This is a genomic window from Lysobacter rhizosphaerae, assembly GCF_054779795.1.
The window spans coordinates 70,149-88,973 of record NZ_BAAGXO010000004.1 but is presented as its reverse complement, the minus strand read 5'-3'; the positions used below and the strand labels follow the sequence as shown (position 1 = coordinate 88,973).

Annotated in this window: 21 protein-coding genes; 11 read left to right on the top strand and 10 right to left on the bottom strand. The window is 68.3% G+C overall.

Annotation, left to right across the window (positions count from 1 at the left end; all coding sequences use genetic code 11):
* Positions 1–43 precede the first annotated feature (43 nt).
* The 3 genes from ACYVGE_RS07475 (at position 44) to ACYVGE_RS07465 (ending at position 2,824) form a co-directional block, all read left to right on the top strand.
* Positions 44–1,294, top strand: a complete 1,251-nt coding sequence (locus ACYVGE_RS07475) for an aminotransferase class I/II-fold pyridoxal phosphate-dependent enzyme (RefSeq protein ID WP_460728582.1) — start codon at positions 44–46, stop codon at positions 1,292–1,294.
* Positions 1,295–1,496: 202 nt separating this feature from the next.
* Positions 1,497–2,129, top strand: coding sequence for an SGNH/GDSL hydrolase family protein (locus tag ACYVGE_RS07470; protein WP_460728579.1), 633 nt, complete (start codon positions 1,497–1,499; stop codon positions 2,127–2,129).
* On the top strand, positions 2,126–2,824 hold the full coding sequence (locus tag ACYVGE_RS07465) for a methyltransferase domain-containing protein (RefSeq protein ID WP_460728578.1): 699 nt from the start codon (positions 2,126–2,128) through the stop codon (positions 2,822–2,824). The genes ACYVGE_RS07470 and ACYVGE_RS07465 overlap by 4 nt, the downstream gene beginning before the upstream one ends.
* A 16-nt stretch (positions 2,825–2,840) precedes the next feature.
* Here ACYVGE_RS07465 and ACYVGE_RS07460 read toward each other — a convergent pair whose 3' ends face one another.
* Positions 2,841–3,659: a polysaccharide deacetylase family protein gene (locus ACYVGE_RS07460; RefSeq protein WP_460728576.1), complete on the bottom strand. Its 819-nt coding sequence runs from the start codon at positions 3,657–3,659 to the stop codon at positions 2,841–2,843.
* Between the two features lie 123 nt (positions 3,660–3,782).
* Between ACYVGE_RS07460 and grxD the strand changes: the two genes are divergently transcribed.
* Positions 3,783–4,712, top strand: coding sequence for a Grx4 family monothiol glutaredoxin (gene grxD / locus ACYVGE_RS07455; RefSeq protein ID WP_460728574.1), 930 nt, complete (start codon positions 3,783–3,785; stop codon positions 4,710–4,712).
* A 112-nt stretch (positions 4,713–4,824) separates the two neighbouring features.
* On the opposite strand, the gene ACYVGE_RS07450 is transcribed toward grxD, so the two are convergent.
* From ACYVGE_RS07450 to ACYVGE_RS07425, 6 genes are all read right to left on the bottom strand, one after another.
* A complete protein-coding gene (locus ACYVGE_RS07450) occupies positions 4,825–6,216 on the bottom strand; it encodes a cryptochrome/photolyase family protein (protein ID WP_460728572.1) in 1,392 nt (463 codons plus the stop codon).
* A gap of 30 nt (positions 6,217–6,246) precedes the next feature.
* Positions 6,247–6,783 (bottom strand): DUF924 family protein, encoded by a 537-nt coding sequence (locus ACYVGE_RS07445; protein WP_460728570.1) that lies wholly within the window; start codon positions 6,781–6,783, stop codon positions 6,247–6,249.
* Positions 6,780–7,364: a lysozyme inhibitor LprI family protein gene (locus tag ACYVGE_RS07440; RefSeq protein ID WP_460728568.1), complete on the bottom strand. Its 585-nt coding sequence runs from the start codon at positions 7,362–7,364 to the stop codon at positions 6,780–6,782. Before ACYVGE_RS07440 ends, ACYVGE_RS07445 begins: the two co-directional genes overlap by 4 nt.
* Positions 7,365–7,470: 106 nt before the next feature.
* On the bottom strand, positions 7,471–8,013 hold the full coding sequence (locus ACYVGE_RS07435) for a TlpA family protein disulfide reductase (protein WP_460728565.1): 543 nt from the start codon (positions 8,011–8,013) through the stop codon (positions 7,471–7,473).
* A 111-nt stretch (positions 8,014–8,124) separates the two neighbouring features.
* Positions 8,125–8,532, bottom strand: coding sequence for a GFA family protein (locus ACYVGE_RS07430; RefSeq protein ID WP_460728563.1), 408 nt, complete (start codon positions 8,530–8,532; stop codon positions 8,125–8,127).
* A gap of 65 nt (positions 8,533–8,597) precedes the next feature.
* On the bottom strand, positions 8,598–9,374 hold the full coding sequence (locus ACYVGE_RS07425; protein WP_460728561.1) for an AMP nucleosidase: 777 nt from the start codon (positions 9,372–9,374) through the stop codon (positions 8,598–8,600).
* 255 nt (positions 9,375–9,629) lie between these two features.
* Between ACYVGE_RS07425 and ACYVGE_RS07420 the strand changes: the two genes are divergently transcribed.
* Both ACYVGE_RS07420 and ACYVGE_RS07415 read left to right on the top strand, forming a co-directional pair.
* Entirely contained in the window at positions 9,630–11,069 is a 1,440-nt protein-coding gene (locus tag ACYVGE_RS07420; protein ID WP_460729105.1) for an amidohydrolase, read from the top strand.
* Entirely contained in the window at positions 11,066–12,376 is a 1,311-nt protein-coding gene (locus ACYVGE_RS07415) for an amidohydrolase family protein (RefSeq protein ID WP_460728559.1), read from the top strand. The genes ACYVGE_RS07420 and ACYVGE_RS07415 overlap by 4 nt, the downstream gene beginning before the upstream one ends.
* A gap of 88 nt (positions 12,377–12,464) precedes the next feature.
* Here ACYVGE_RS07415 and ACYVGE_RS07410 read toward each other — a convergent pair whose 3' ends face one another.
* Entirely contained in the window at positions 12,465–14,159 is a 1,695-nt protein-coding gene (locus ACYVGE_RS07410) for a GGDEF domain-containing protein (RefSeq protein ID WP_460728557.1), read from the bottom strand.
* A gap of 104 nt (positions 14,160–14,263) precedes the next feature.
* Between ACYVGE_RS07410 and ACYVGE_RS07405 the strand changes: the two genes are divergently transcribed.
* The 4 genes from ACYVGE_RS07405 (at position 14,264) to ACYVGE_RS07390 (ending at position 16,858) form a co-directional block, all read left to right on the top strand.
* Entirely contained in the window at positions 14,264–14,659 is a 396-nt protein-coding gene (locus ACYVGE_RS07405) for a DUF1761 domain-containing protein (protein ID WP_310055167.1), read from the top strand.
* A gap of 9 nt (positions 14,660–14,668) precedes the next feature.
* A complete protein-coding gene (locus tag ACYVGE_RS07400) occupies positions 14,669–15,298 on the top strand; it encodes a DsbA family protein (protein ID WP_460728555.1) in 630 nt (209 codons plus the stop codon).
* Positions 15,299–15,409: 111 nt separating this feature from the next.
* Positions 15,410–16,357 (top strand): DegV family protein, encoded by a 948-nt coding sequence (locus ACYVGE_RS07395; protein WP_460728553.1) that lies wholly within the window; start codon positions 15,410–15,412, stop codon positions 16,355–16,357.
* 156 nt (positions 16,358–16,513) lie between these two features.
* Positions 16,514–16,858 (top strand): hypothetical protein, encoded by a 345-nt coding sequence (locus ACYVGE_RS07390; protein ID WP_460728551.1) that lies wholly within the window; start codon positions 16,514–16,516, stop codon positions 16,856–16,858.
* A 32-nt stretch (positions 16,859–16,890) separates the two neighbouring features.
* Here the strand turns inward: ACYVGE_RS07390 and ACYVGE_RS07385 are convergent, their stop codons facing one another.
* Positions 16,891–17,526, bottom strand: coding sequence for a response regulator transcription factor (locus tag ACYVGE_RS07385; RefSeq protein WP_460728549.1), 636 nt, complete (start codon positions 17,524–17,526; stop codon positions 16,891–16,893).
* A 144-nt stretch (positions 17,527–17,670) separates the two neighbouring features.
* Here ACYVGE_RS07385 and ACYVGE_RS07380 point away from each other — a divergent pair, with 144 nt between their 5' ends.
* Positions 17,671–18,351 carry a Dph6-related ATP pyrophosphatase gene (locus tag ACYVGE_RS07380; RefSeq protein ID WP_460728547.1) on the top strand — a complete coding sequence of 227 codons (681 nt, stop codon included), beginning with the start codon at positions 17,671–17,673 and terminating at the stop codon, positions 18,349–18,351.
* A 16-nt stretch (positions 18,352–18,367) separates the two neighbouring features.
* Here ACYVGE_RS07380 and ACYVGE_RS07375 read toward each other — a convergent pair whose 3' ends face one another.
* The gene (locus ACYVGE_RS07375; protein WP_460728545.1) at positions 18,368–18,784 is read right to left on the bottom strand and encodes a hypothetical protein; all 417 of its coding nucleotides are present in this window, start codon (positions 18,782–18,784) and stop codon (positions 18,368–18,370) included.
* Positions 18,785–18,825 lie beyond the last annotated feature (41 nt).

Below are 18,825 nucleotides of genomic sequence, written 5' to 3'. Positions count from 1 at the left end.
TATTTCGGCTAGTCTGGCCCGCCCAGCCGAAATCGTTGCGCCGATGTCCCTGCCCCCCGTGAAGACCCGCGAACGCCTGTCCGAAGTCCGTTATGAAATCCGCGGGGAACTGGCCCGCCGCGCCCGCGAGCTGGAAGCCCAGGGCCGCAAGCAGATCAAGCTCAACATCGGCAATCCGGGGGCGTTCGGGTTCCGCGCGCCGGAACACCTGCAGCGCGCGATCGCCGAGCGCATCGAGCAGACCGATCCCTACACCCACCAGCAGGGCCTGCCGGCCGCGCGCGAGGCCATTGCCGCCTTCCACCGCCAGCGCGGCACGCCCAACGCATCGCCCGAGCGGGTGTTCGTCGGCAACGGCGTCAGCGAGCTCATCGACCTGTCGCTGCGCGCGCTGCTCAATCCCGGCGACGAGGTGCTGCTGCCCTCGCCCGACTACCCGCTATGGTCGGCCGCGACCATCCTCAACGACGGCCGCCCGGTCTACTACCAGTGCAAGCCGGAGAACGGCTTCCTGCCGAGCCCCGAGGAAATCGAGTCGCTGGTGTCGCCGCGCACCCGCGCGATCGTGCTGATCAATCCGAACAACCCGACCGGCGCCGCCTACCCGCGCGAGCTGCTGGAGAAGATCGTCGCGGTCGCCCAGCGCCACAAGCTGCTGTTGATGAGCGACGAGATCTACGACTCGATCCTGTACGACGATGCGACCTTCACGCCGGTGGCGCCGCTGGCCGGCGACCTGCCGTGCCTGTCGTTCGGCGGCCTGTCCAAGGTGCATCGCGCCTGCGGCTGGCGCGTGGGCTGGGCCGTGCTCAGTGGCGATCCGCTCGCCAGCGGCGACCTGCACCACGCGATGGACCTGCTCGGCGCGCTGCGCCTGTGCGCCAACGTGCCCGGACAGTTCGCGATCGAAGCCGCGCTGCATGGCGAAGACACCATCGCGCCGCTGTGCGCGCCGGGCGGGCGCCTGTATGAAGCGCGCCGCGCGGTGAGCGAGAGCGTCGCCGCGAGCCAGCACCTGGAACTGGTCGCCCCGGCCGGCGCGCTGTACGCCTTCCCGGCGGTGACCGGCGATGCGGCGATCGGCTTCGACGATCACCGCTTCGCCCTGGAACTGCTGGAAACCGAAGACGTGCTGGTGGTGCCGGGTTCGAGCTTCAACGTGCCCTACCGCAACCACTTCCGCGTCACGCTGCTGCCGCAGCCGGACGACCTGCGCGAGGTGTTCCGCCGCATCGAGCGCGTGCTGGACCGCCATGCCGAGCAGAACCGGGCGAAGCGCACTGCGGTCGCGTAAGCCGGCGTAGGCCCGCCCTCCCTCTCTCGCTTGCGGGAGAGGGACAGCGTTGCGCAGCAACGCAGGGTGAGGGCCGTGCGGCGACGATCCCCCGGTGAAGCGCCCCCTAATCCCCCGCCCCCAACGGCCTGCCGGCCGTTTCGACCCGCCGACGACGCTCCGCGCACGGCACCTTGATCCGGCACCCGCATAGAATGCCGGCATGGACGCAGCCAACAACGGCAACACCCTGAGCTACCTCGCCCTCGGCGACAGCTACACCATCGGTGAGAGCGTCCCGGAAGACGGTCGCTGGCCGGTGCAACTGGCACGCGCACTGCGGGACGAAGGCGTCACCCTGGCCGATCCGCGCATCATCGCCGCGACCGGCTGGACCACCGACGAACTGGAATGGGGCATCGATTCGGTCCAGGACCTGGGCAAGTTCGATTTCGTCTCGCTGCTGATCGGCGTCAACAACCAGTACCGCAACCGTAGCGCGGTGGCCTACGGCGGCGAATTCCACACGCTGCTGCAGCGCGCGATCCGGCATGCGAACGGCCGCGCCGGACGAGTGCTGGTGCTGTCGATCCCCGATTGGGGCGTGACCCCGTTCGCCGCCAACGACCAGCGCGATGCGGCCACCATCGGCAGCGAGATCGATGCGTTCAACGCCGCCGCACGCAGGATGTGCGAGAAGGAAGGCGTGGCGTTCGTCGACATCACGCCGGTGTCGCGCGAACACGGCGCGAAAGCCGAGATGCTGGCCGCGGACGGCCTGCATCCATCCGCTGCGATGTACACGTTGTGGACGCAGGCGGCACTGCCGGTCGCGCGCACGTTGCTGGCGAAATGAGCGACGCGCCTGGCGCCATGCAGCCGCTGCCGGGCGGACAGGTGCGCGCGATCGCGGACGCCTATCGGCCCGGACACGTGCTGGGCAATTACTGGGACTATTGCTACACCCGCGCCAAGCTCGGCAGCGATCCGCTGTATCCGGGCGTGTGCGAAGCCTTGCGCGATACGAGCGCGCCGCTGCTCGACCTGGGCTGCGGGCTGGGCCTGCTCGCACATGCGCTGCGGGCACAGGGCATCGCCCTTCCATATCACGGCGTCGACAACGACGACGGCAAGGTCGCGCGGGCACGGCGCTCGGCGTCGCGCGCGGGGTTGCCGGACGTCGACTTCGCCACGATCGACCTGGCGCGCGAGTATCCGGCACATCGCGGCAGCGTCGCCCTGCTCGACGTGCTGCAGTTCATTGCGCCCGACGCGCAGGCGCGCGCACTCGATGCCGCGGTCGCGATGCTGGTGCCGGGCGCGAAGCTGGTGATACGCACCGGCCTGGCAGATGGCAGCAAGCGCGCGCGGGTCACGCGCGCCGTCGATGTGTTCTCGCGCGCACTGGGCTGGATGAATGCCGGGCCGTCGCGCTATCCCGACGCCGATGACCTGCGCACGCGCTTCGCCGCGGCGGGACTGCAGGTCGAGTTCACGCCGCTGTACGGCAACACGCCGTTCAACAACTGGCGGGTCGTGGCGACGAAGTAACGAATCGGCCCCAGACTCAGGGGGCTTTGCATAACAGCGCGGGTGCGGCCTCCGCCGGCTCGAGGTCTTCCGGCAGCACGGTGCCGTAGCCCAGTGCCTCCAGGCGCTGCAGCAGCAGGGTCATCGCTTCCAGGTTGCGGCCGTGCGGGGATCCCTCGTGCGCCAGCACGATCGCGCCCGGCGCCAGTCCACGCTCGATGCGGCCGACCACCGCTTGGGGATCCGATGCGACCGCGTCGAAACCGCGCGCGCACCAGGCAACGCGTGCGAGGCCGTGGTCGCGCAGGGGCGCGGCCACGAACGGGTTGGCCAGGCCGACCACGGCGCGGAACCAGCGCGGCGCGGTGCCGGTGATGCCTGCCAGCGTGGACTGGTTGCGCGCGATCTCCTGGCGCAGTTGCCGCGGCCCCAGCGCCCAGAACCACGCCTGCGGATGGGTCTGGCTGTGATTGCCGAGCGTGTGGCCGCGCCGCACGATCTCGCGGATCAGTTCGGGCCGCCGTGCGGCGCGCTCGCCGATGACGAAGAAGGTGGCGCGCATCCCGTGGCGATCCAGCAGGTCGAGGATCGCGAGGGTGTCGTCCGAAGGGCCGTCATCGATGGTCAGCCACACCTGCCTGGCATCGGTCGGCAGGCGCCGCAGCACCGGGCTGAATACGCGCGAATCCGGCTTCAGCGTGCCCCACCACACCGGCACGTGCGACAACAGCATCGCCGGCAGGCCCCAATGCCAGCCCCAGCGCCACCAGACCAGGACCACCGCCAGCTGCGACAGCGGCAGCCAGACGATCCACGCATACGGATGGCGTGGCGGGCGATGCAGGGGTTCGGGCATGGCCGCGATGATGCGGTCCGCGACTGCCCCACGCAACGCACCGTTGCCGGGCGCCGCGGCGAATTCAGCTGAAAGCGGCGGCCGTGGCGCGTAAAATTGCGCATCCCCGTTCCGGAATCCCCCATGTCCCTCGATCCCATGCTGCGTTCGCGCATCGAAACCCTGTTGCAGGCGAACCGCATCGTGCTGTTCATGAAGGGCAACCCGCAGGCGCCGCAGTGCGGCTTCTCGGCCAAGGCGGTGGCGGCGCTGTCGGCGCTCGACGTCGACTACGCCCACGTCGACGTGCTGTCCGATCCCGAGATCCGCGAGGGCATCAAGCAGTACGGCGACTGGCCGACGATTCCGCAGCTCTACGTCGGCGGCGACCTCGTCGGCGGCAGCGACATCGTCGAGCAGATGGTGAACTCCGGGGAGCTGCATGCCCTGCTCGGCCTGCCCGCCCCGGACCGCACGCCGCCAGTAATCACCATCACTCCCGAAGCGGCGGCGATGCTGCGCGACGCGCTCGGCAACGCCGGCGACGGTTACGCGTTGCAGGTCGAAGTCGACGCTCGTTTCAACGCCAAGCTGCAGCTCGCCCCGCTCGACACCAACGCGATCGCGGTCGAGCAGGAGGGCATCCGCGCGCAGTTCGACATGACCAGCGCGCGCCGCGCCCAGGGCCTGCGCATCGACTGGGTCGACGACGAACGCGGCCGCGGCCTGGTGATCGACAACCCGAACGCGCCGCCGAAGACGAAGATCATGACCGTGGTCGAGGCCAACGCGCGCGCCGCCGCGGGTTCGCTCACCCTGGTCGACGTGCGCCCGCCGGAAGAGCGCGCGCTGGCGGCGGTCAACGTGCCGTTCTCGGTGTTTGACGGCGATGCCCGCTCGCACCTGGAAGGCCTGCCGAAGGACACGCCGCTGGCGTTCCTGTGCCACCACGGCGGCCGCAGCGCGCAGGCGGCGGAGCATTTCCGCGGGCTCGGCTTCCGCGATGTCTACAACGTCGAAGGCGGCATCGAGGCGTGGGCGCTGGAAGCCGACGCGCACGTGCCGCGGTATTGAGGCGCGAACCAGCAGTTATTGAATCGGCGGTTATTGGAGAAGGCGGGCACAAGCCCGCCTTTTTCGTGGCGGTGACAGCAGCGGATCGCAGCGTTGTCCGCAGCCGCGCGCGTCAGCGGCCGTTGCGCGCGAGCGCGTCCAGCGCGTCCTTGCGGCTCTGCGCCAGGTCCACGATCGGCGTGGCATAGCCGTTCGGAATCACTCCAGTCCACGGCTGGTGCCGCTGCGCCGGCGGCAGATCGGCCAACTCGGGCACCCAGCGCGCGATGTAGTCGCCGCGCGGGTCGAACTTCTGCGCCTGCAGCACCGGGTTGAACACGCGGTAGTACGGCGCGGCATCCGCGCCGGTGCCCGCCACCCATTGCCAGCCCAGCGTGTTGTTGGCCAGGTCCGCATCGACCAGCGTGTCCCAGAACCAGCGCGCACCGTGCTGCCAGTGCACACGCAGGTTCTTGCTCAGGAAGCTCGCCACGATCATGCGCACGCGGTTGTGCATCCAACCGGTGTGCCACAGCTCGCGCATGCCGGCGTCGACGATGGGGATGCCGGTGCGGCCGCGCTGCCATGCCTGCAACTGGCGCACCGACGGCTGCGCCCACGGAAAACCGTCGAAGCGCGGATTGAAGTTGGCGCCGGGCGTGTGCGGGAAGTGATGCAGCAGGTGGTGGGCGAATTCGCGCCAGCCCAGTTCGCGCACGAAGGCATCGCGATCGGTCCCGGCGGGGGCGGCATCGAGCAGGTGTGCGATGCGCCACGGCGCGATCTCGCCGAAGTGCAGGTGCGGCGACAGCCGCGAGGTTCCGGCAAGATCGGGGCGGTCGCGACGGTCCTGGTAGTCCGCACACGCGCTGCTAATAAAGCGCTGCGCGGCGGCGTGCGCACCGTGTTCGCCCGGTGTCCACTCGGACCAGAAGCCCGCGTCCCAGCGTGATGCCGGCTGCAATCCCAACGCGTCGATGGACACCGCGCCTTCGATCGCCGGTGGCGCGGGCAACCGCGGCGGCGCGTCCACCAGGGCCGGCAGCCGCCACTGACCTAACGCAGTGCGCCAGAACGGCGTGAACACGCGGTAGGGATCGCCGTTCTTCGTCTGCAGCTGCCATGGCTCGAACAGCAACGCGCCGTTGTGGCTCTCGGCGCGGACTCCGTCGGCGCGCAGCGTGCGCTTGATCGCGGCATCGCGCGCCTCGATCACCGGTTCGTAGCGGCGGTTCCAGAACACGGCTTCCGCGCCCACCTGCACCGCGAGCCGCTGCAACGTGGACAGCGTGGGTCCGCGCAGGACCTGCAGGCGCGAACCGCGGGCGCGCAGGTCGGCGTCGAGGGCGAGCAGCGAGCGCTGCCGCCACGCGTCCGAAGCGGCGCCGGGCGCCCACTCGCCTTCTTCCTCCGGCGCATGGACGCACACGGGCACCGGCTCGAGTCCCGCCCGCAGCGCCGCCTGCAGCGCGGGATGGTCGGCGAGGCGCAGGTCGTTGCGGAACCAGACGAGGGCGCGGGTCATCGTTCTACGATGCAGCGACACGCATGCGCATCAACCGCGGAATCCGCCTTCGGCGAGAAAGGCGCGTTCCTCGCTCGTGGTCTCGCGTCCAAGCGCCGCATTGCGGTGCGGGAAGCGGCCGAAGCGGCGGATGATGTCGTAGTGAAGGCGCGCCCAGCGATCGCCGCCGGTCGGCAAGCGCGAGAACAGTTCCAGGGCGCGCTCCTGGTCGGCCATGGCTTCGGAATGCTCGAACGGCAGGTAGAAGAAGCTGCGCAGGTTGAGATCGACCTGCACATCGAAACCCAGGGTCAGCGCGCGCGAGGCGTAATGCCGCGCGAGACCATCGGTGGCGAAGGCATGACCGCTGCGACGGAACACGTTGCGCGGGATCTGGTCGAGCAGCAGCACCAGCGCCAGCGCCCCTTCGGCATCGGCCAACCAGTGCTCGAATTCGCGCCGTGCCGCGAGCAGGTGCGCCTCGAGGAAGCGCGTGCGGCATTCGCCGTCGAACGCGTCGCCACCGCCAAACCAGCGCTCCGGGCCGGAGTCGCGCCAGAAGCCGACGATATCGCTGGCCGTCGTCATGCCAATTCCTCCATCGCTTCGGTTTCGTCGTCGCCGAGTTGGGTTTCCAGCTCGGCGCTCCAGGCCGCGGTGATGCTCTCCAACGTAACCGCATGGATCAGCGGCTGGATCGCGCCGGCAGAATAAGACTGCGCGATGAAGCGGGCGTAACGTTCGCGGAACGCCAGCCACGCCAGGTGGACGTGCTCGAAGGCGGCGAGGTTGTCTCCGTCGAGCTGGCGGCGCAGGTGCGCGACCACGCCGTCGAGGCGCGCGTCCACGCGCTGGAAGGCGGCGACGGCCTGGATGCTGAGGTCGTCGTGCGCAGTGACCGCCTCGCCATGGCGCGCGACTTCGCCGGCCTGGCTGACGTAGCGGCCGGCGATCTTCACCGCGGCTTCGGCCTTGCCGATCAGGCGGCCCTCGAACTGGCGCAGCTCCTCCAGGCTGGTGCTGGCCTGCTCCAGTCCCTGCTTCAGGTTCAGCAGCTTCTGGTTGCGCTCGATCACCTCGGTGGTCTTGCGCCGTTCCAGGCGGCGCTGGATGAAATACAGGCCCCAGGTGATTGCGGCGCCAACCAGCAGATAGACGATCTTTTCCATTACCCCTCCGTCTTGGGGAGATAGTGTGCGCGTAGGGGGTCGCAGGGGTTGCGACACCCTCGCAGCACCAGGCGCTCATTTGATGTGGCCGATCATCGGGGACGGCCTATCCACCGGCGACGGGTTGCGGCTCTGCCATCAGGTCGTTGAGGTCGGCGACGATCCCCGGCAGGGCTTCCTCCGAGTAGCCCCGATACACGCGCGCCACGGTTCCGTCCTTGCCGATCACAAACATGTGCGGTATCGACGAAACGCCATAGGCATCGCTGACCACGCCGCTCCAGTCGCCGGTCATGGTGAATTCGAACTTCTTGAGCTGGCGCAGCAGCGCGCGATAGGTCCGGCGGTCTTCGCGGGAATTCACCGCGATGACTTCGATCCGCGACTTCCCTGCGGCCTTCTGGATGCCCTCGAGAACGGGCAACTCCTTGCGACAGTAGCCGCACCAGGATGCCCAGAACGACACGATGACCACCTTGCCGCGCAGGCCGGCGAGGGTGATCGGCTGGTCGTTCTCATCCTTGCCGAATACGTCCGGCGGCGTGTCGCCCACCGCCACCACTGCCTTCGCCGTTTCCTGCGCCTGGGCGTATCCCGCGAACCCGAAGGCCAGCAGCGCAGCTACGAACATCGTCCTGATCAAATTCATCCCCTTGCAACGACGCGCCCCGAACAATTCGAAGCCCCCGCGCCGGTGTCTCGTTTTTGGCACACCTCCCACCGCCGCGCAAATCCGCACGCGGCGGGGCTCGTGACCACCCTACAAATGTCGCGTTTCGGCCGGAACTTCCATCCAGTTGTTATTGCGGCCGTCGCAATAACGGATGGGCGCGGCCAGCATTTCTTCCGGGGTGGCATCGTCGAGGCAGGTCACCTGCACGGAGACGTACTGGCCGCCGGCTTCGGGGATGTCGCCGCGGCCGAAGGGACGTACGCCGCAGGTCCTGCAGAACAGCCAGTGCGCGCTGTTGGTGCCGAACTGGTAGTCCGACAACGCGGCCTCGTCGGTCAGCAGGCGGAACGACTCGGGCTTGGTCATGACGGCCCAGTTGCGCGTCTTGGTGCAGATCGAGCAATTGCACTTGCCGGAGCCCTGGCTGAGATCGAGGTCGGCTTCGAAGCGGACGGCGCCGCAATGGCAACTTCCGTGGTAGGTCTTCATGGACATATCGCTGCTCCTTGCGTGGGTGGGACGGCGCACGCTCGGCCGCGTGCGCCCGGGAGACTGCCTCGTTACTCGTCGAAGCGCAGATGCTTCACCGACTTGCCATTCCGGCGGATCAGGCGCAGCGCCTCGATCCCGACCTGGATGTGGTTGTCGACGAATTCGCCGGTGACCTTGGCGTCGGAGGCCTCGGTCTTCACGCCTTCGGGAATCATCGGCTGGTCCGACACCAGCAGCAGCGCGCCGCAGGGAATGTGGTTGGCGAAGCCGGCGGCGAAGATCGTCGCGGTTTCCATGTCGATCGCCATGCAGCGCAGCTTGCGCAGGTATTCCTTGAATGCTTCGTCGTGCTCCCAGACGCGGCGGTTGGTGGTGTAGACGGTGCCGGTCCAGTAGTCGTGGCCGAGGTCGCGGATCATCGTCGACACCGCGCGTTGCAGGGCGAATGCGGGCAGCGCCGGCACTTCCGCCGGCAGGTAGTCGTTGGAAGTGCCTTCGCCGCGGATCGCCGCGATCGGCAGTATCAGGTCGCCGAGCAGGTTCTTCTTCTTGAGGCCGCCGCACTTGCCCAGGAACAGCACCGCCTTGGGCATGATCGCGGTGAGCAGGTCCATCATCGTCGCGGCATTGGGGCTGCCCATGCCGAAGTTGATCATGGTGATGCCATCGGCGGTGGCGCTGGGCATCGGGCGGTCGAGACCGACCACCGGCGCGCCGGTGAGGCGGGCGAAGGTGTGCAGGTAGCCGCCGAAATTGGTCAGCAGGATGTGCTCGCCGAACTGCTCCAGCGGCACGCCGGTGTAACGCGGCAGCCAGTTGCCGACGATCTGTTCTTTGTCCTTCATTCCGTCCTCCTCATCGTCATCCCGAGCACGGCCCGGGATGTTGTTTCATGCAGTGCGGCAGAAGCCCGTCGTTGACCCCTGTCGGCCGCGGCCCTGCTTGTGCCGAATCTGGCGGTTTGCCGCGAGGCGATTCTGTCACGTGGGCCATGACCAACGTCAGGGCTTGGCGTCCGGGCCTCGCGGGAGCTACGGTGCAGCGGTTGTCCATCCGCTATCCAGTTCCATCCCCGGGGAAAAACCATGTCCTTACGACCCATGTGGGCCGGCAGCGCGCTGACGCTGCTGGTCGGCGTGCTCCAGCTCGGCGCGGCGCACGCGGCGACGCCCGCCACCGCGCCCAAGCAGTCCCGCTTCACCCAGGATCCGTACCCGAGCACCTACCGCGCGATCGCGGCGGGTCCGGTGCTGATCCAGCACGCAACCGTGCTCACCGGCACCGGCCAGCGCCTCGATGACGCCGACGTGCTGATGCGCGACGGCAAGATCGTCGCCGTCGGCACGGCGCTGGAAGCGCCCGCCGATGCCACCCGCGTCGACGGCACCGGCAAATGGGTCACGCCGGGCATCATCGACGTGCATTCGCACCTGGGCGTATATCCGAGCCCCGGCGTGAGCGCGCACAGCGACGGCAACGAGGCGACATCGCCGGTGACGCCGAACGTGTGGGCCGAGCATTCGATCTGGCCGCAGGATCCGGGTTTCCTCACCGCGCTCGCCGGTGGCATCACCTCGCTGCAGGTGTTGCCGGGCAGCGCCAACCTGATCGGTGGCCGCGGCGTCACCCTGAAGAACGTGCCGGCCACCACCTACCAGGCGATGAAATTCCCCGGCGCGCCGTGGGGCCTGAAGATGGCGTGCGGCGAGAATCCGAAGCGCGTGTACGGGCAGAAGGGTGGTCCGTCGACGCGCATGGCCAACGTGGCCGGCTATCGCGCCGCGTTCATCGACGCCAGCGAGTATCTGCGCAAGAACGCGCCCAAGAGCGCGCCGAAGAAGAAGCATTGGTGGAGTTCCAGCAACGGCAGTAGCGCCGACAGCGAGAAGGACACCGGCGGCAAGCGCGACCTCAAGCTCGACACCCTCGCCGGTGCGATCAACGGCGACATCCGCGTGCACATCCACTGCTACCGCGCCGACGAAATGGCGACGATGCTCGACCTCGCCAAGGAATTCGGCTTCAAGATCGCCGCCTTCCACCACGCCGTGGAGGCCTACAAGATCAGCGACCGGCTGGCGCAGGAAGGCGTGTGCGGCGCGATGTGGGCCGACTGGTGGGGCTTCAAGATGGAAGCCTTCGACGGCGTCCAGGAAAACATCGCACTGGTCGACCGCCCGCAGAACAGCTGCGCGATCGTGCACTCGGATTCCGAGGAAGGCATCCAGCGCCTCAACCAGGAAGCAGCCAAGGTGATGGCGCACGCCAAGCTTGCCGGCATGGACATCGCGCCGGAACGTGCGATCCGCTGGGTCACCGAGAATCCGGCCAAGGCGCTGGGCATCCTCGACAGGACCGGCACGCTGGAGAACGGCAAGATGGCCGACGTCGTGCTGTGGAACGGCAATCCCTTCAGCGTTTACGCGAAGGCCGACCAGGTCTACATCGACGGCGCGCGCGTGTACGACCGCAACGATGCGACGCGACAGCCGGAGTCGGACTTCATGCTCGGACAGGGCGCGACGGGAGGTGTGCGATGAATAAGTCCAAGACCCTGAAGGCGCTGTCCGCCGCCCTGCTGCTGGCATTGGCGGCCGGCGCGAACGCCCAGGACGTGCTGATCCGCAACGCCACGGTGCATACCGCCAGTGCGCAGGGCACGCTGCAGAACGCCGACGTGCTGGTGAGCAATGGCGTGATCCGCGCGGTCGGCAAGGGCCTGCTCGCCACGGCGGACGCGCAGGTGATCGACGCGCAGGGGCGGCCGCTGACGCCGACCCTGTTCGGCGGCGTCACCGAGATCGGCCTGGAGGAAGTGTCGGGCGAGAAGAGCACGGTCGACGCCTCGGTCGGCCTCGGTGCCGGCCGCAAGGAGATGACGGTACGGCCTGAGTTCGACGTCACCCTGGCCTTCAATCCGGACTCGGTGCTGATCCCGGTCGAGCGCATCGAAGGCATCGGCTGGACGCTGCTGGGCGCGAACACCACCGACGGTGGTTCGATCATCGGCGGCCAGGGCGGCGTGGTGCGCCTGGACGGCAGCCCGGATCCGGTCGGGCCGCGCGTGCTGTTCGTCAACCTCGGCAGCGAGGCCGCCGGCCTCACCGGCAATTCGCGTGCGGCGCAATGGATGCTGCTGGACCAGCTGATCGACGAAGCACGCGGCCGCATCGCTCCGGATTCGAACATGGCCCTGCTGACACCGGCGGGCCGCGCCACGCTGGCGAAATACCTCAACGGCGGCGGCCGCGTGATGGTCAGCGTGCACCGCGCGGCCGACATCCGCCAGTTGCTGCGCTGGTCGGCGCGCCACAACGTGCGCATCGCGATCGAAGGCGGCTCGGAAGCATGGAAGCTCGCACCGCAACTCGCCGCGGCGAAGGTGCCGGTGTTCGTCAACCCGCTGGCCAACCTGCCCGCCAACTTCGACGAGATCAACGCGACCATGGAGAACGCCGCGCGCCTGCGTGCGGCGGGCGTGGCGGTGAGCTTCGCCCAGGACGGCGACGCCTCGCACAACGCACGCAAGATCCGCCAGATCGCGGGCAACGCGGTCGCCAACGGCCTGCCCTGGGAAGACGGCCTGGCCGGGCTCACGCGCGTGCCGGCGGAAGCCTTCGGCGTCGGCGACAAGCTCGGCAGCATCGCGGTGGGCAAGCGCGCCGACCTGGTGCTGTGGAGCGGCGATCCGCTGGAAGTGAGCACGGTGGCGATGCAGGTGTGGCTGGACGGTCGCGCCATCATTATGCGCAGCCGCCAGACCGAACTGCGCGATCGCTACCTGCGCACGGCCACCCCGGCCGAAGTCGGGGGCATGCCGCGGGCGTATTCGAACAGCGGGCACTGAGCCGTTGCCATGACCCACGAAAAAGCCCGCCATCCGGCGGGCTTTTTCGTGGCGGGCTTTTTCGTGGCAGCCCTTCAGCGCAACGCGCTCATGACGTCACCGGCTCCGCCAGCTCGCGGACTCCCGTGCCGTCCAGCACCACCACGCGATTGCGCCCTTCGTGTTTGGCCTGGTACATGGCCTCGTCCGCGCGCTGCAACAGCGACGTCGCGCCGTCCTGTGCCTGGCATTCGACCACGCCGATGCTCAGCGTGAGGGCCACCGGCGCGCCGCGCACGCGGGCGCAACGCGCTTCCACTTCGCGGCGGATGCGCTCGGCGAGATCGCGCGCGTGGCGACGCGCCGAACCCGGAAGCAGCAGCAGGAACTCCTCGCCACCGGTGCGGCCCAGCTTTTGCTCGGGCTGCATTTCCTCCTCGATGGTCTCGGTGACCGCGCACAGGCAGGCATCGCCGATGGCGTGGCCGTGGGTGTCGTTGATGCGCTTGAAATGGTCGAGGTCGAGGAACAGCACCGACAGCGGCAGCCTGCGCTGGCGACTGTCGGCGATGGCCTGGTCGAGTCGGCGCATCATGCCGGCGCGATTGAGCACGCCGGTCAGGCCATCGTGTTCGGCATCCTGCTTGGCGGCATCGCGCTCGCGCTGGAACATGCGCATGCGATGCGCCAGGCCCAGCACCAGTACGACCGCGGCGAAGGCCTGCATCAGCGGCAGCCCGTATTCGAGCCAGCGATTCAACGGCTGGCCGGACGCGAGCTGCAGCGTGCGCGCGGTCGAGACGAACACCAGCGGTACCCAGGCGATCAGCACGAAACCCGCCTGCCGTCCGCCCCGCAACCACACCACGGCCAGGGTGATGATCGCGAGGGCATTGGCCGCAAGCAGCAATGCATTGCCGATCGGCGGGAACCAGCTGCGGTCCGCGCCCGGCAACACCCCTGACACCATCAATGCACCCAGCAGGGCCGCCGGCAGCACCGCGCCGACGAGGGACAGGGCAGCGCTCAGGCGCGGCGCCCGCGGCCACAACTCGCCGAAGTCGAGCAGGAACAGCACCGTCACGATCGTCGAACAAGTGGCGATGAACCAGATGCCGGCGACGCCGAACGGCGCCAGCCACGCGAACACGGTGAGTGCATAGGCATCGCCATACGCCAACAGCACGTACAGCATCTGCAGGGCCATGGTCGTGGCGAACATCAGGTACACGCGCTCGCGCAGCTGCACCCAGAACAGCAGCGTCACCAGCGACACGCCGATCAGGATGCCGAGGCTGAGCCACAGCACGCGGACGTGGCCGTAGTCCTCGACGCTGAAGTCCTGCGGGGTACGCACCGCGACCTGCAACGGATAGCGCGCATCCTCCACGCCGATATAGACCGGTTGTGCGGTATCGGGCCAGGCGAAGGCCAATGCGCGGCGCGAATGCCCGCCATCGAGCGCGCGGTCGAAGATCGACTTGCGTTGCGGCCGGTAGTCGGGCGGCGCCAGCACCGTCAGGCGCGCGCTGTAGGGGTGGTAGACCAGCAGCAGCCGAGCTTCCCGTGCCGTCAGCGCATGCACTCGCCACCAGCCGCTGCCATGCTGCGCACCGGCCAACTGGTGCGGCTCTCCGGTGGAGGTCCAGGCGCTTTCCGGTTGCAGGCGCACCTGCTCGGGCCGCGCGATGCCGTACTGCAGGCGTTCGATGCGGGCCACGCCATTGCCCGCCTGGGTCTGCGCACCGGCAGGCGCCAATGCAAGCCAAGCTACGAGCAACACTGCCAGCCATGCTGTCTTCATGCGCTCCCTCCCTGCCGGGCCAGTGTCCCCTTCGGCGCATGGCACCGCAAGCCTGCACGGCCGTATGCTGCCGCCTTCATGGGGAAATCTGATTGGGGACGTGCATGTCGATGGATATCAACTGGCTGGCCGTGGTCGCGGCGGCTGTTTCGGCCTTCCTGCTGGGTGGCATCTGGTACGGACCGCTGTTCAAGAACGCGTGGTGCCGTGAAGCCGGGGTGGATCCGAGCAAGCCGGCGGGCCATCCCGGCCGCGTCTTCGGCAGCGCTTTCGTGCTGGCACTGGTGGCGGCAATCGCGTTCGCCATGCTGCTCGGCCCTGCCCCGTCGCTGCACCTGGGCCTCCACCATGGCGCACTGGTGGGCTTCGCCTTCGTCGCCACCAGCTTCGGCATCAACTACGCCTTCGCCGGGCGCAGCCTGAAGCTGTGGCTGATCGATGGCGGCTATCACCTGCTGCAGTTCGTGCTGTACGGCGTGATCCTCGGCCTGTGGCATTGAGGTAAGCGCATGTCGGCCCGCTGGTACTTCGACTTCCTCTCGCCGTTCTCCTACCTGCACTGGCAGAAGGTGAAGGCATTGCCCGGCGCGGTGACGCCGGTGCCGATCGTGTTCGGCGCCGTGCTCGCTGCATGCGGGCAGAAAGGGCCGGCGGAGATTCCCGGCAAGCGCGAATTCACCTATCGCCACGTGCTGTGGCAGGCGCGGCAGGAAGGCGTGACCCTGCGCTTTCCGCCCGCGCACCCGTTCAATCCCCTAGCCGCGCTGCGCTTGTGCGTGGCGGCGGGCAGCACGCACCAGGCAGTGGATGCCCTGTTCGACTGGATCTGGAAGCAGGGCCACGCCGGCGACAGCCTCGAGGCGCTGGCGCCGGTCGCGGCGGCGCTCGGCATCGAGGCCGCCGCCGTGCAGTCCGAGACCGTGAAGACGCAACTGCGCGCGAATACCGAAGCCGCCGTTGCAGCGGGTGTGTATGGCGTACCGACGCTGGCCTTCGACGGCGGGCCCCTGGATGGCATGTTGTTCTGGGGCAACGACGCCCACGCCTTCGCGCTTGCTGCGCTGGACAATCCCGCCCTGCTCGCGGATCCCGAGATGCAGCGCGTGTCGGCATTGCCGGTCGGCGTGCAACGGCGCTGACGCGCCACAACGAGGACGCGCCACGACTAGCATTGGCAGCCACGGGCGCAACCCCGTTCCTCGGCGTATGCTGCCTCTACTTGATACGAAGACGCCACAGGGGAGGCTTCGATGCGTATTGGTCTTGTTGTCGATTCACCGTGCGACCTGCCGGACAGCTACCTCTCGGCGCATCGGATCTCGATCCTGCCCACCAACGTCCGCATGGGCGCGGCCGTCATCGACGACTACCGCAATCCCGAGGCGACCCTGCAGTTCCTGCATACCCACCTGGCCGAGCGCGGCTGGGAAGCGGAAAGCAGCCCGTTCTCGGTCGACCAGATCCGCGACCTGTTCCTGGGCAAGCTGGTCATCGATTACGACTTCGTCTTCTGCATGACCATGACGAAGACGCGCAGCCTCATCTTCGACAACGCGCAACAGGCGAGCTTCGCCATCCTCAACGAATACAAGGCAGTGCGCGCCGCCGCCGGCAACCATTCGCCGTTCGCGCTGCGCGTGATCGACACGCAGAACGTGTTCGCGGCGCAGGGCATCGCCGTGGTCGAGAGCGTGCGCCTGCGCGACGCCGGCGAAGGCTCACCCAAGATCCGCGCGCGCCTGGAGAACCTGGCGCTGCACACCCAGGGATTCCTGATCCCGCGCGACCTCAACTACATGCGCGAGCGCACCCGCATCCGCGGCGACCGCAGCGTGGGCTTCCTCGCCGCCAAGCTCGGCACCGCCTTCGACATCAAGCCGATCCTGCATTGCAACCGCGGTGAAACCGGCCCGGTCGGCAAGGTCAAGACTTTCGACAGTGCCGCGCAGAAACTGTTCGAGCATGCCGTGCGTCGCATCGAGCGCAACGAACTGATGACGCCGACGCTGTGCGTCAGCTTCGGCGGCGAACTCGACGAGCTGCACACCCTGCCCGGCTTCGAAACGCTGCGCGCGGCGTGCAGCGCCCACAACGTGGAACTGTTCGAGTCGGTGATGAGCCTGAGCGGCATGGTCAATGTCGGCAAGGGCGGCCTGGCGTTGGGCTATGCGGCGGAAACGGCGAAGGTCGAACTGTAGGCCGGTGTTCGCTGGCCCGGGCCACACGGCCGGTCGATGCAACGCCGGCAATCGAGGCGATTGCCCATTCACATCGGCGCAATAGACCGGGCCCTAAGCTCGAATGCGTTCCTACTGATGCGTCCCTAATGCGTTCCCACTGAAGGGGATTTCCGGATGGCGACCCGTTACTACATCAGCCTGCCCGAGCCGGCGCGCGCACGCGGCAGCGATCCGGCACTCGCGTTCAGTGCGCATGGAGCGGATGAATTCGCCGCGCAGTTCCAGGAGGCATTGCGGACCACGTCGCTGTTCGATCGCTGGCGCGCCCGCCAGGACGATCCCGACGATGTCGATCCGTCCTTCGCCGCGACGGATCCCGATGCCACTGTGGTTGGCCGGCAGGACGACCTGCATGTGGTGCTGGTCGTCACCAGCTCGATTCCCGGCAACGTACTCAAGCAACGCCTGCGGCTGCTTGCCGGCGGCGGCTGGGAACTGCGCGACGTCACCGCGGCCTGAAAGGCCGCCCACGGCCGCTGGCCGTCGCCCATCTAGACCATCGAGGCGTCGGCGGCGGCCTTCTGGTCGGGCCGATGCAGCGCCAGCAGGGCCACGCGGCCACTGATGCCTTCGCGTTCGAACACCTGGTGCAGGTGGCTCTTCACGGTCTCCGGGCTGATGCCCAGGCGGCGGCCGATCTGTTTGTTGCTCATGCCCATGGCCGCCCAATGGACGATCTCACGCTGGCGATCGGTGAGGTGGCCGAGGTTGTGCACCGGTGCCGGGGCACGCCGTTCCGCGGCCAGCGCGCGCATGAGCAGGGAGCTGTCGACCGCGAACAGGCCCGATTCGACGGCGCGGAGGGCGCGCAGCAGGACTTCCGGGGGCGCCTGCTTCTCCAGGCAGCCGCTTGCCCCCACGCGCGCGCAGCTGCGCAGGCTGGCCACGTCCGGATGCCGGAAGCAGTAGATCCGCTGGGACTCGCCTTCATCCTGGGGTAACCGCGCCGTACGCAGGTCGTCCCCGTCCAGCAGCCAGATCGCCTGCCGGCTGACCGAGACCGGGGGCAGGGTCTCGGCGCTGAATACGCCGCACCAGTCCAGTTCGCCCCGCGGCCCGAGCACACGCTGCAGGTGCGCGGCCCAGCGGCGATCACGACCAAATGCGAGGACTGGCAAACCCGCCATTGAACCCATTCCCCGGGCACGGACACGCATGCCCCGTAAAAGCCACAACGCACCGTGAACGCGAGGTCGGCCACCGCCGACGGGGAGGGCCGATTCAGGGCCTTAAGCCGGGACCCGGCGGCGGCGGACCGCATAAGCTAGGGCATGCCCACGCGACCCATCCTCCTGTCCTGGAGCGGCGGCAAGGACGCGGCCTGGACCCTGCACGCACTACGCAACCGCGACGACGTCGAGGTGGTCGGCCTGCTGACCACTGTCACCGAGGGCTTCGAACGCATCGCCATGCACGGCATCCGCCGCGACATCCTGTTGGCGCAGGCCGAAGCAACCGGACTACCTCTGGTCGAGGCGCGCATTCCGCAGCAGTGCGACAACGCGACCTATGAAGCCGCCTTCGCCGGCGCATTGGCGCAGGCGCGCGTGCGCTGGCCCGGACTGGAGACCATCGCCTTCGGCGACCTCTTCCTCGCCGACGTGCGTGCCTGGCGCGAGGCGCTGTGCGCGCGGCTGGGATGGCGCATCGAGACGCCGCTGTTCGGTGCCGACACGAGCGCACTGGCCCGGGACATGATCGCCGGCGGGCTGCGCGCGACCTTGTGCTGCGTCGACACGACGCAACTCGCGGGCGACTACAGCGGACGTGAATTCGATGCCGCCCTGCTGGCGGAGTTGCCGGCGGCGGTCGACCCGTGCGGCGAACGCGGCGAATTCCATACCTGCGTGCACGCCGGACCGATGTTCGCGCACCCGCTCGCCCTGCGCGGCGGCGAGCGGGTGCTACGCGAAGCGCGCTTCGCCTACACCGACCTGGAGCTGACTGCGTAGGCGAAGCGGTTGAACCTCAGCGCGGTTGCGGCACGCAGTGGTCGACGTCCATCAGGAAGCCGGGGGCGCACTGGTCGCTGCTGCGCACCATCGTGCGGCACAGGCCGCTGACCGGCTCACAGCCGTAACCCGAGGCGGCGCAGTCGTTGCGCGCGCCGGCACTGGTCACGCTCAATGTCTGTGTCTCGCAGTAGGCGTGCACCAGGCTACCGCCCTTGCGGGTCCATTCGGCCAGCTGCGATTGCAGTTGTGCATTCTCGTTGCGCAACTGCTGGTTCTTGTCGCGTTCCTTTTCCCACTGCTGCTTGTAGTCGATCTGGATGGCATTGACGTTCCCCGGTGCCATCATCGGTCTCACGTTACCGACGTTCTGCGCCGACAGCGGCGCGGCGATCAGCAGGGTCAACAGCATCCAGCAGGCATTGCGATTCATCGGACTCCCCTCCGTATTGGCCGCCGGCCGGCGACGCCGCA

Bases quoted from the DNA above. Each gene is read 5' to 3' on its own strand.
- ACYVGE_RS07475 (WP_460728582.1), top strand. From the start codon at position 44: ATGTCCCTGCCCCCCGTGAAGACCCGCGAACGCCTGTCCGAAGTCCGT.
- ACYVGE_RS07470 (WP_460728579.1), top strand. From the start codon at position 1,497: ATGGACGCAGCCAACAACGGCAACACCCTGAGCTACCTCGCCCTCGGC.
- ACYVGE_RS07465 (WP_460728578.1), top strand. From the start codon at position 2,126: ATGAGCGACGCGCCTGGCGCCATGCAGCCGCTGCCGGGCGGACAGGTG.
- ACYVGE_RS07460 (WP_460728576.1), bottom strand. From the start codon at position 3,659: ATGCCCGAACCCCTGCATCGCCCGCCACGCCATCCGTATGCGTGGATC.
- grxD (WP_460728574.1), top strand. From the start codon at position 3,783: ATGTCCCTCGATCCCATGCTGCGTTCGCGCATCGAAACCCTGTTGCAG.
- ACYVGE_RS07450 (WP_460728572.1), bottom strand. From the start codon at position 6,216: ATGACCCGCGCCCTCGTCTGGTTCCGCAACGACCTGCGCCTCGCCGAC.
- ACYVGE_RS07445 (WP_460728570.1), bottom strand. From the start codon at position 6,783: ATGACGACGGCCAGCGATATCGTCGGCTTCTGGCGCGACTCCGGCCCG.
- ACYVGE_RS07440 (WP_460728568.1), bottom strand. From the start codon at position 7,364: ATGGAAAAGATCGTCTATCTGCTGGTTGGCGCCGCAATCACCTGGGGC.
- ACYVGE_RS07435 (WP_460728565.1), bottom strand. From the start codon at position 8,013: ATGAATTTGATCAGGACGATGTTCGTAGCTGCGCTGCTGGCCTTCGGG.
- ACYVGE_RS07430 (WP_460728563.1), bottom strand. From the start codon at position 8,532: ATGTCCATGAAGACCTACCACGGAAGTTGCCATTGCGGCGCCGTCCGC.
- ACYVGE_RS07425 (WP_460728561.1), bottom strand. From the start codon at position 9,374: ATGAAGGACAAAGAACAGATCGTCGGCAACTGGCTGCCGCGTTACACC.
- ACYVGE_RS07420 (WP_460729105.1), top strand. From the start codon at position 9,630: ATGTGGGCCGGCAGCGCGCTGACGCTGCTGGTCGGCGTGCTCCAGCTC.
- ACYVGE_RS07415 (WP_460728559.1), top strand. From the start codon at position 11,066: ATGAATAAGTCCAAGACCCTGAAGGCGCTGTCCGCCGCCCTGCTGCTG.
- ACYVGE_RS07410 (WP_460728557.1), bottom strand. From the start codon at position 14,159: ATGAAGACAGCATGGCTGGCAGTGTTGCTCGTAGCTTGGCTTGCATTG.
- ACYVGE_RS07405 (WP_310055167.1), top strand. From the start codon at position 14,264: ATGTCGATGGATATCAACTGGCTGGCCGTGGTCGCGGCGGCTGTTTCG.
- ACYVGE_RS07400 (WP_460728555.1), top strand. From the start codon at position 14,669: ATGTCGGCCCGCTGGTACTTCGACTTCCTCTCGCCGTTCTCCTACCTG.
- ACYVGE_RS07395 (WP_460728553.1), top strand. From the start codon at position 15,410: ATGCGTATTGGTCTTGTTGTCGATTCACCGTGCGACCTGCCGGACAGC.
- ACYVGE_RS07390 (WP_460728551.1), top strand. From the start codon at position 16,514: ATGGCGACCCGTTACTACATCAGCCTGCCCGAGCCGGCGCGCGCACGC.
- ACYVGE_RS07385 (WP_460728549.1), bottom strand. From the start codon at position 17,526: ATGGCGGGTTTGCCAGTCCTCGCATTTGGTCGTGATCGCCGCTGGGCC.
- ACYVGE_RS07380 (WP_460728547.1), top strand. From the start codon at position 17,671: ATGCCCACGCGACCCATCCTCCTGTCCTGGAGCGGCGGCAAGGACGCG.
- ACYVGE_RS07375 (WP_460728545.1), bottom strand. From the start codon at position 18,784: ATGAATCGCAATGCCTGCTGGATGCTGTTGACCCTGCTGATCGCCGCG.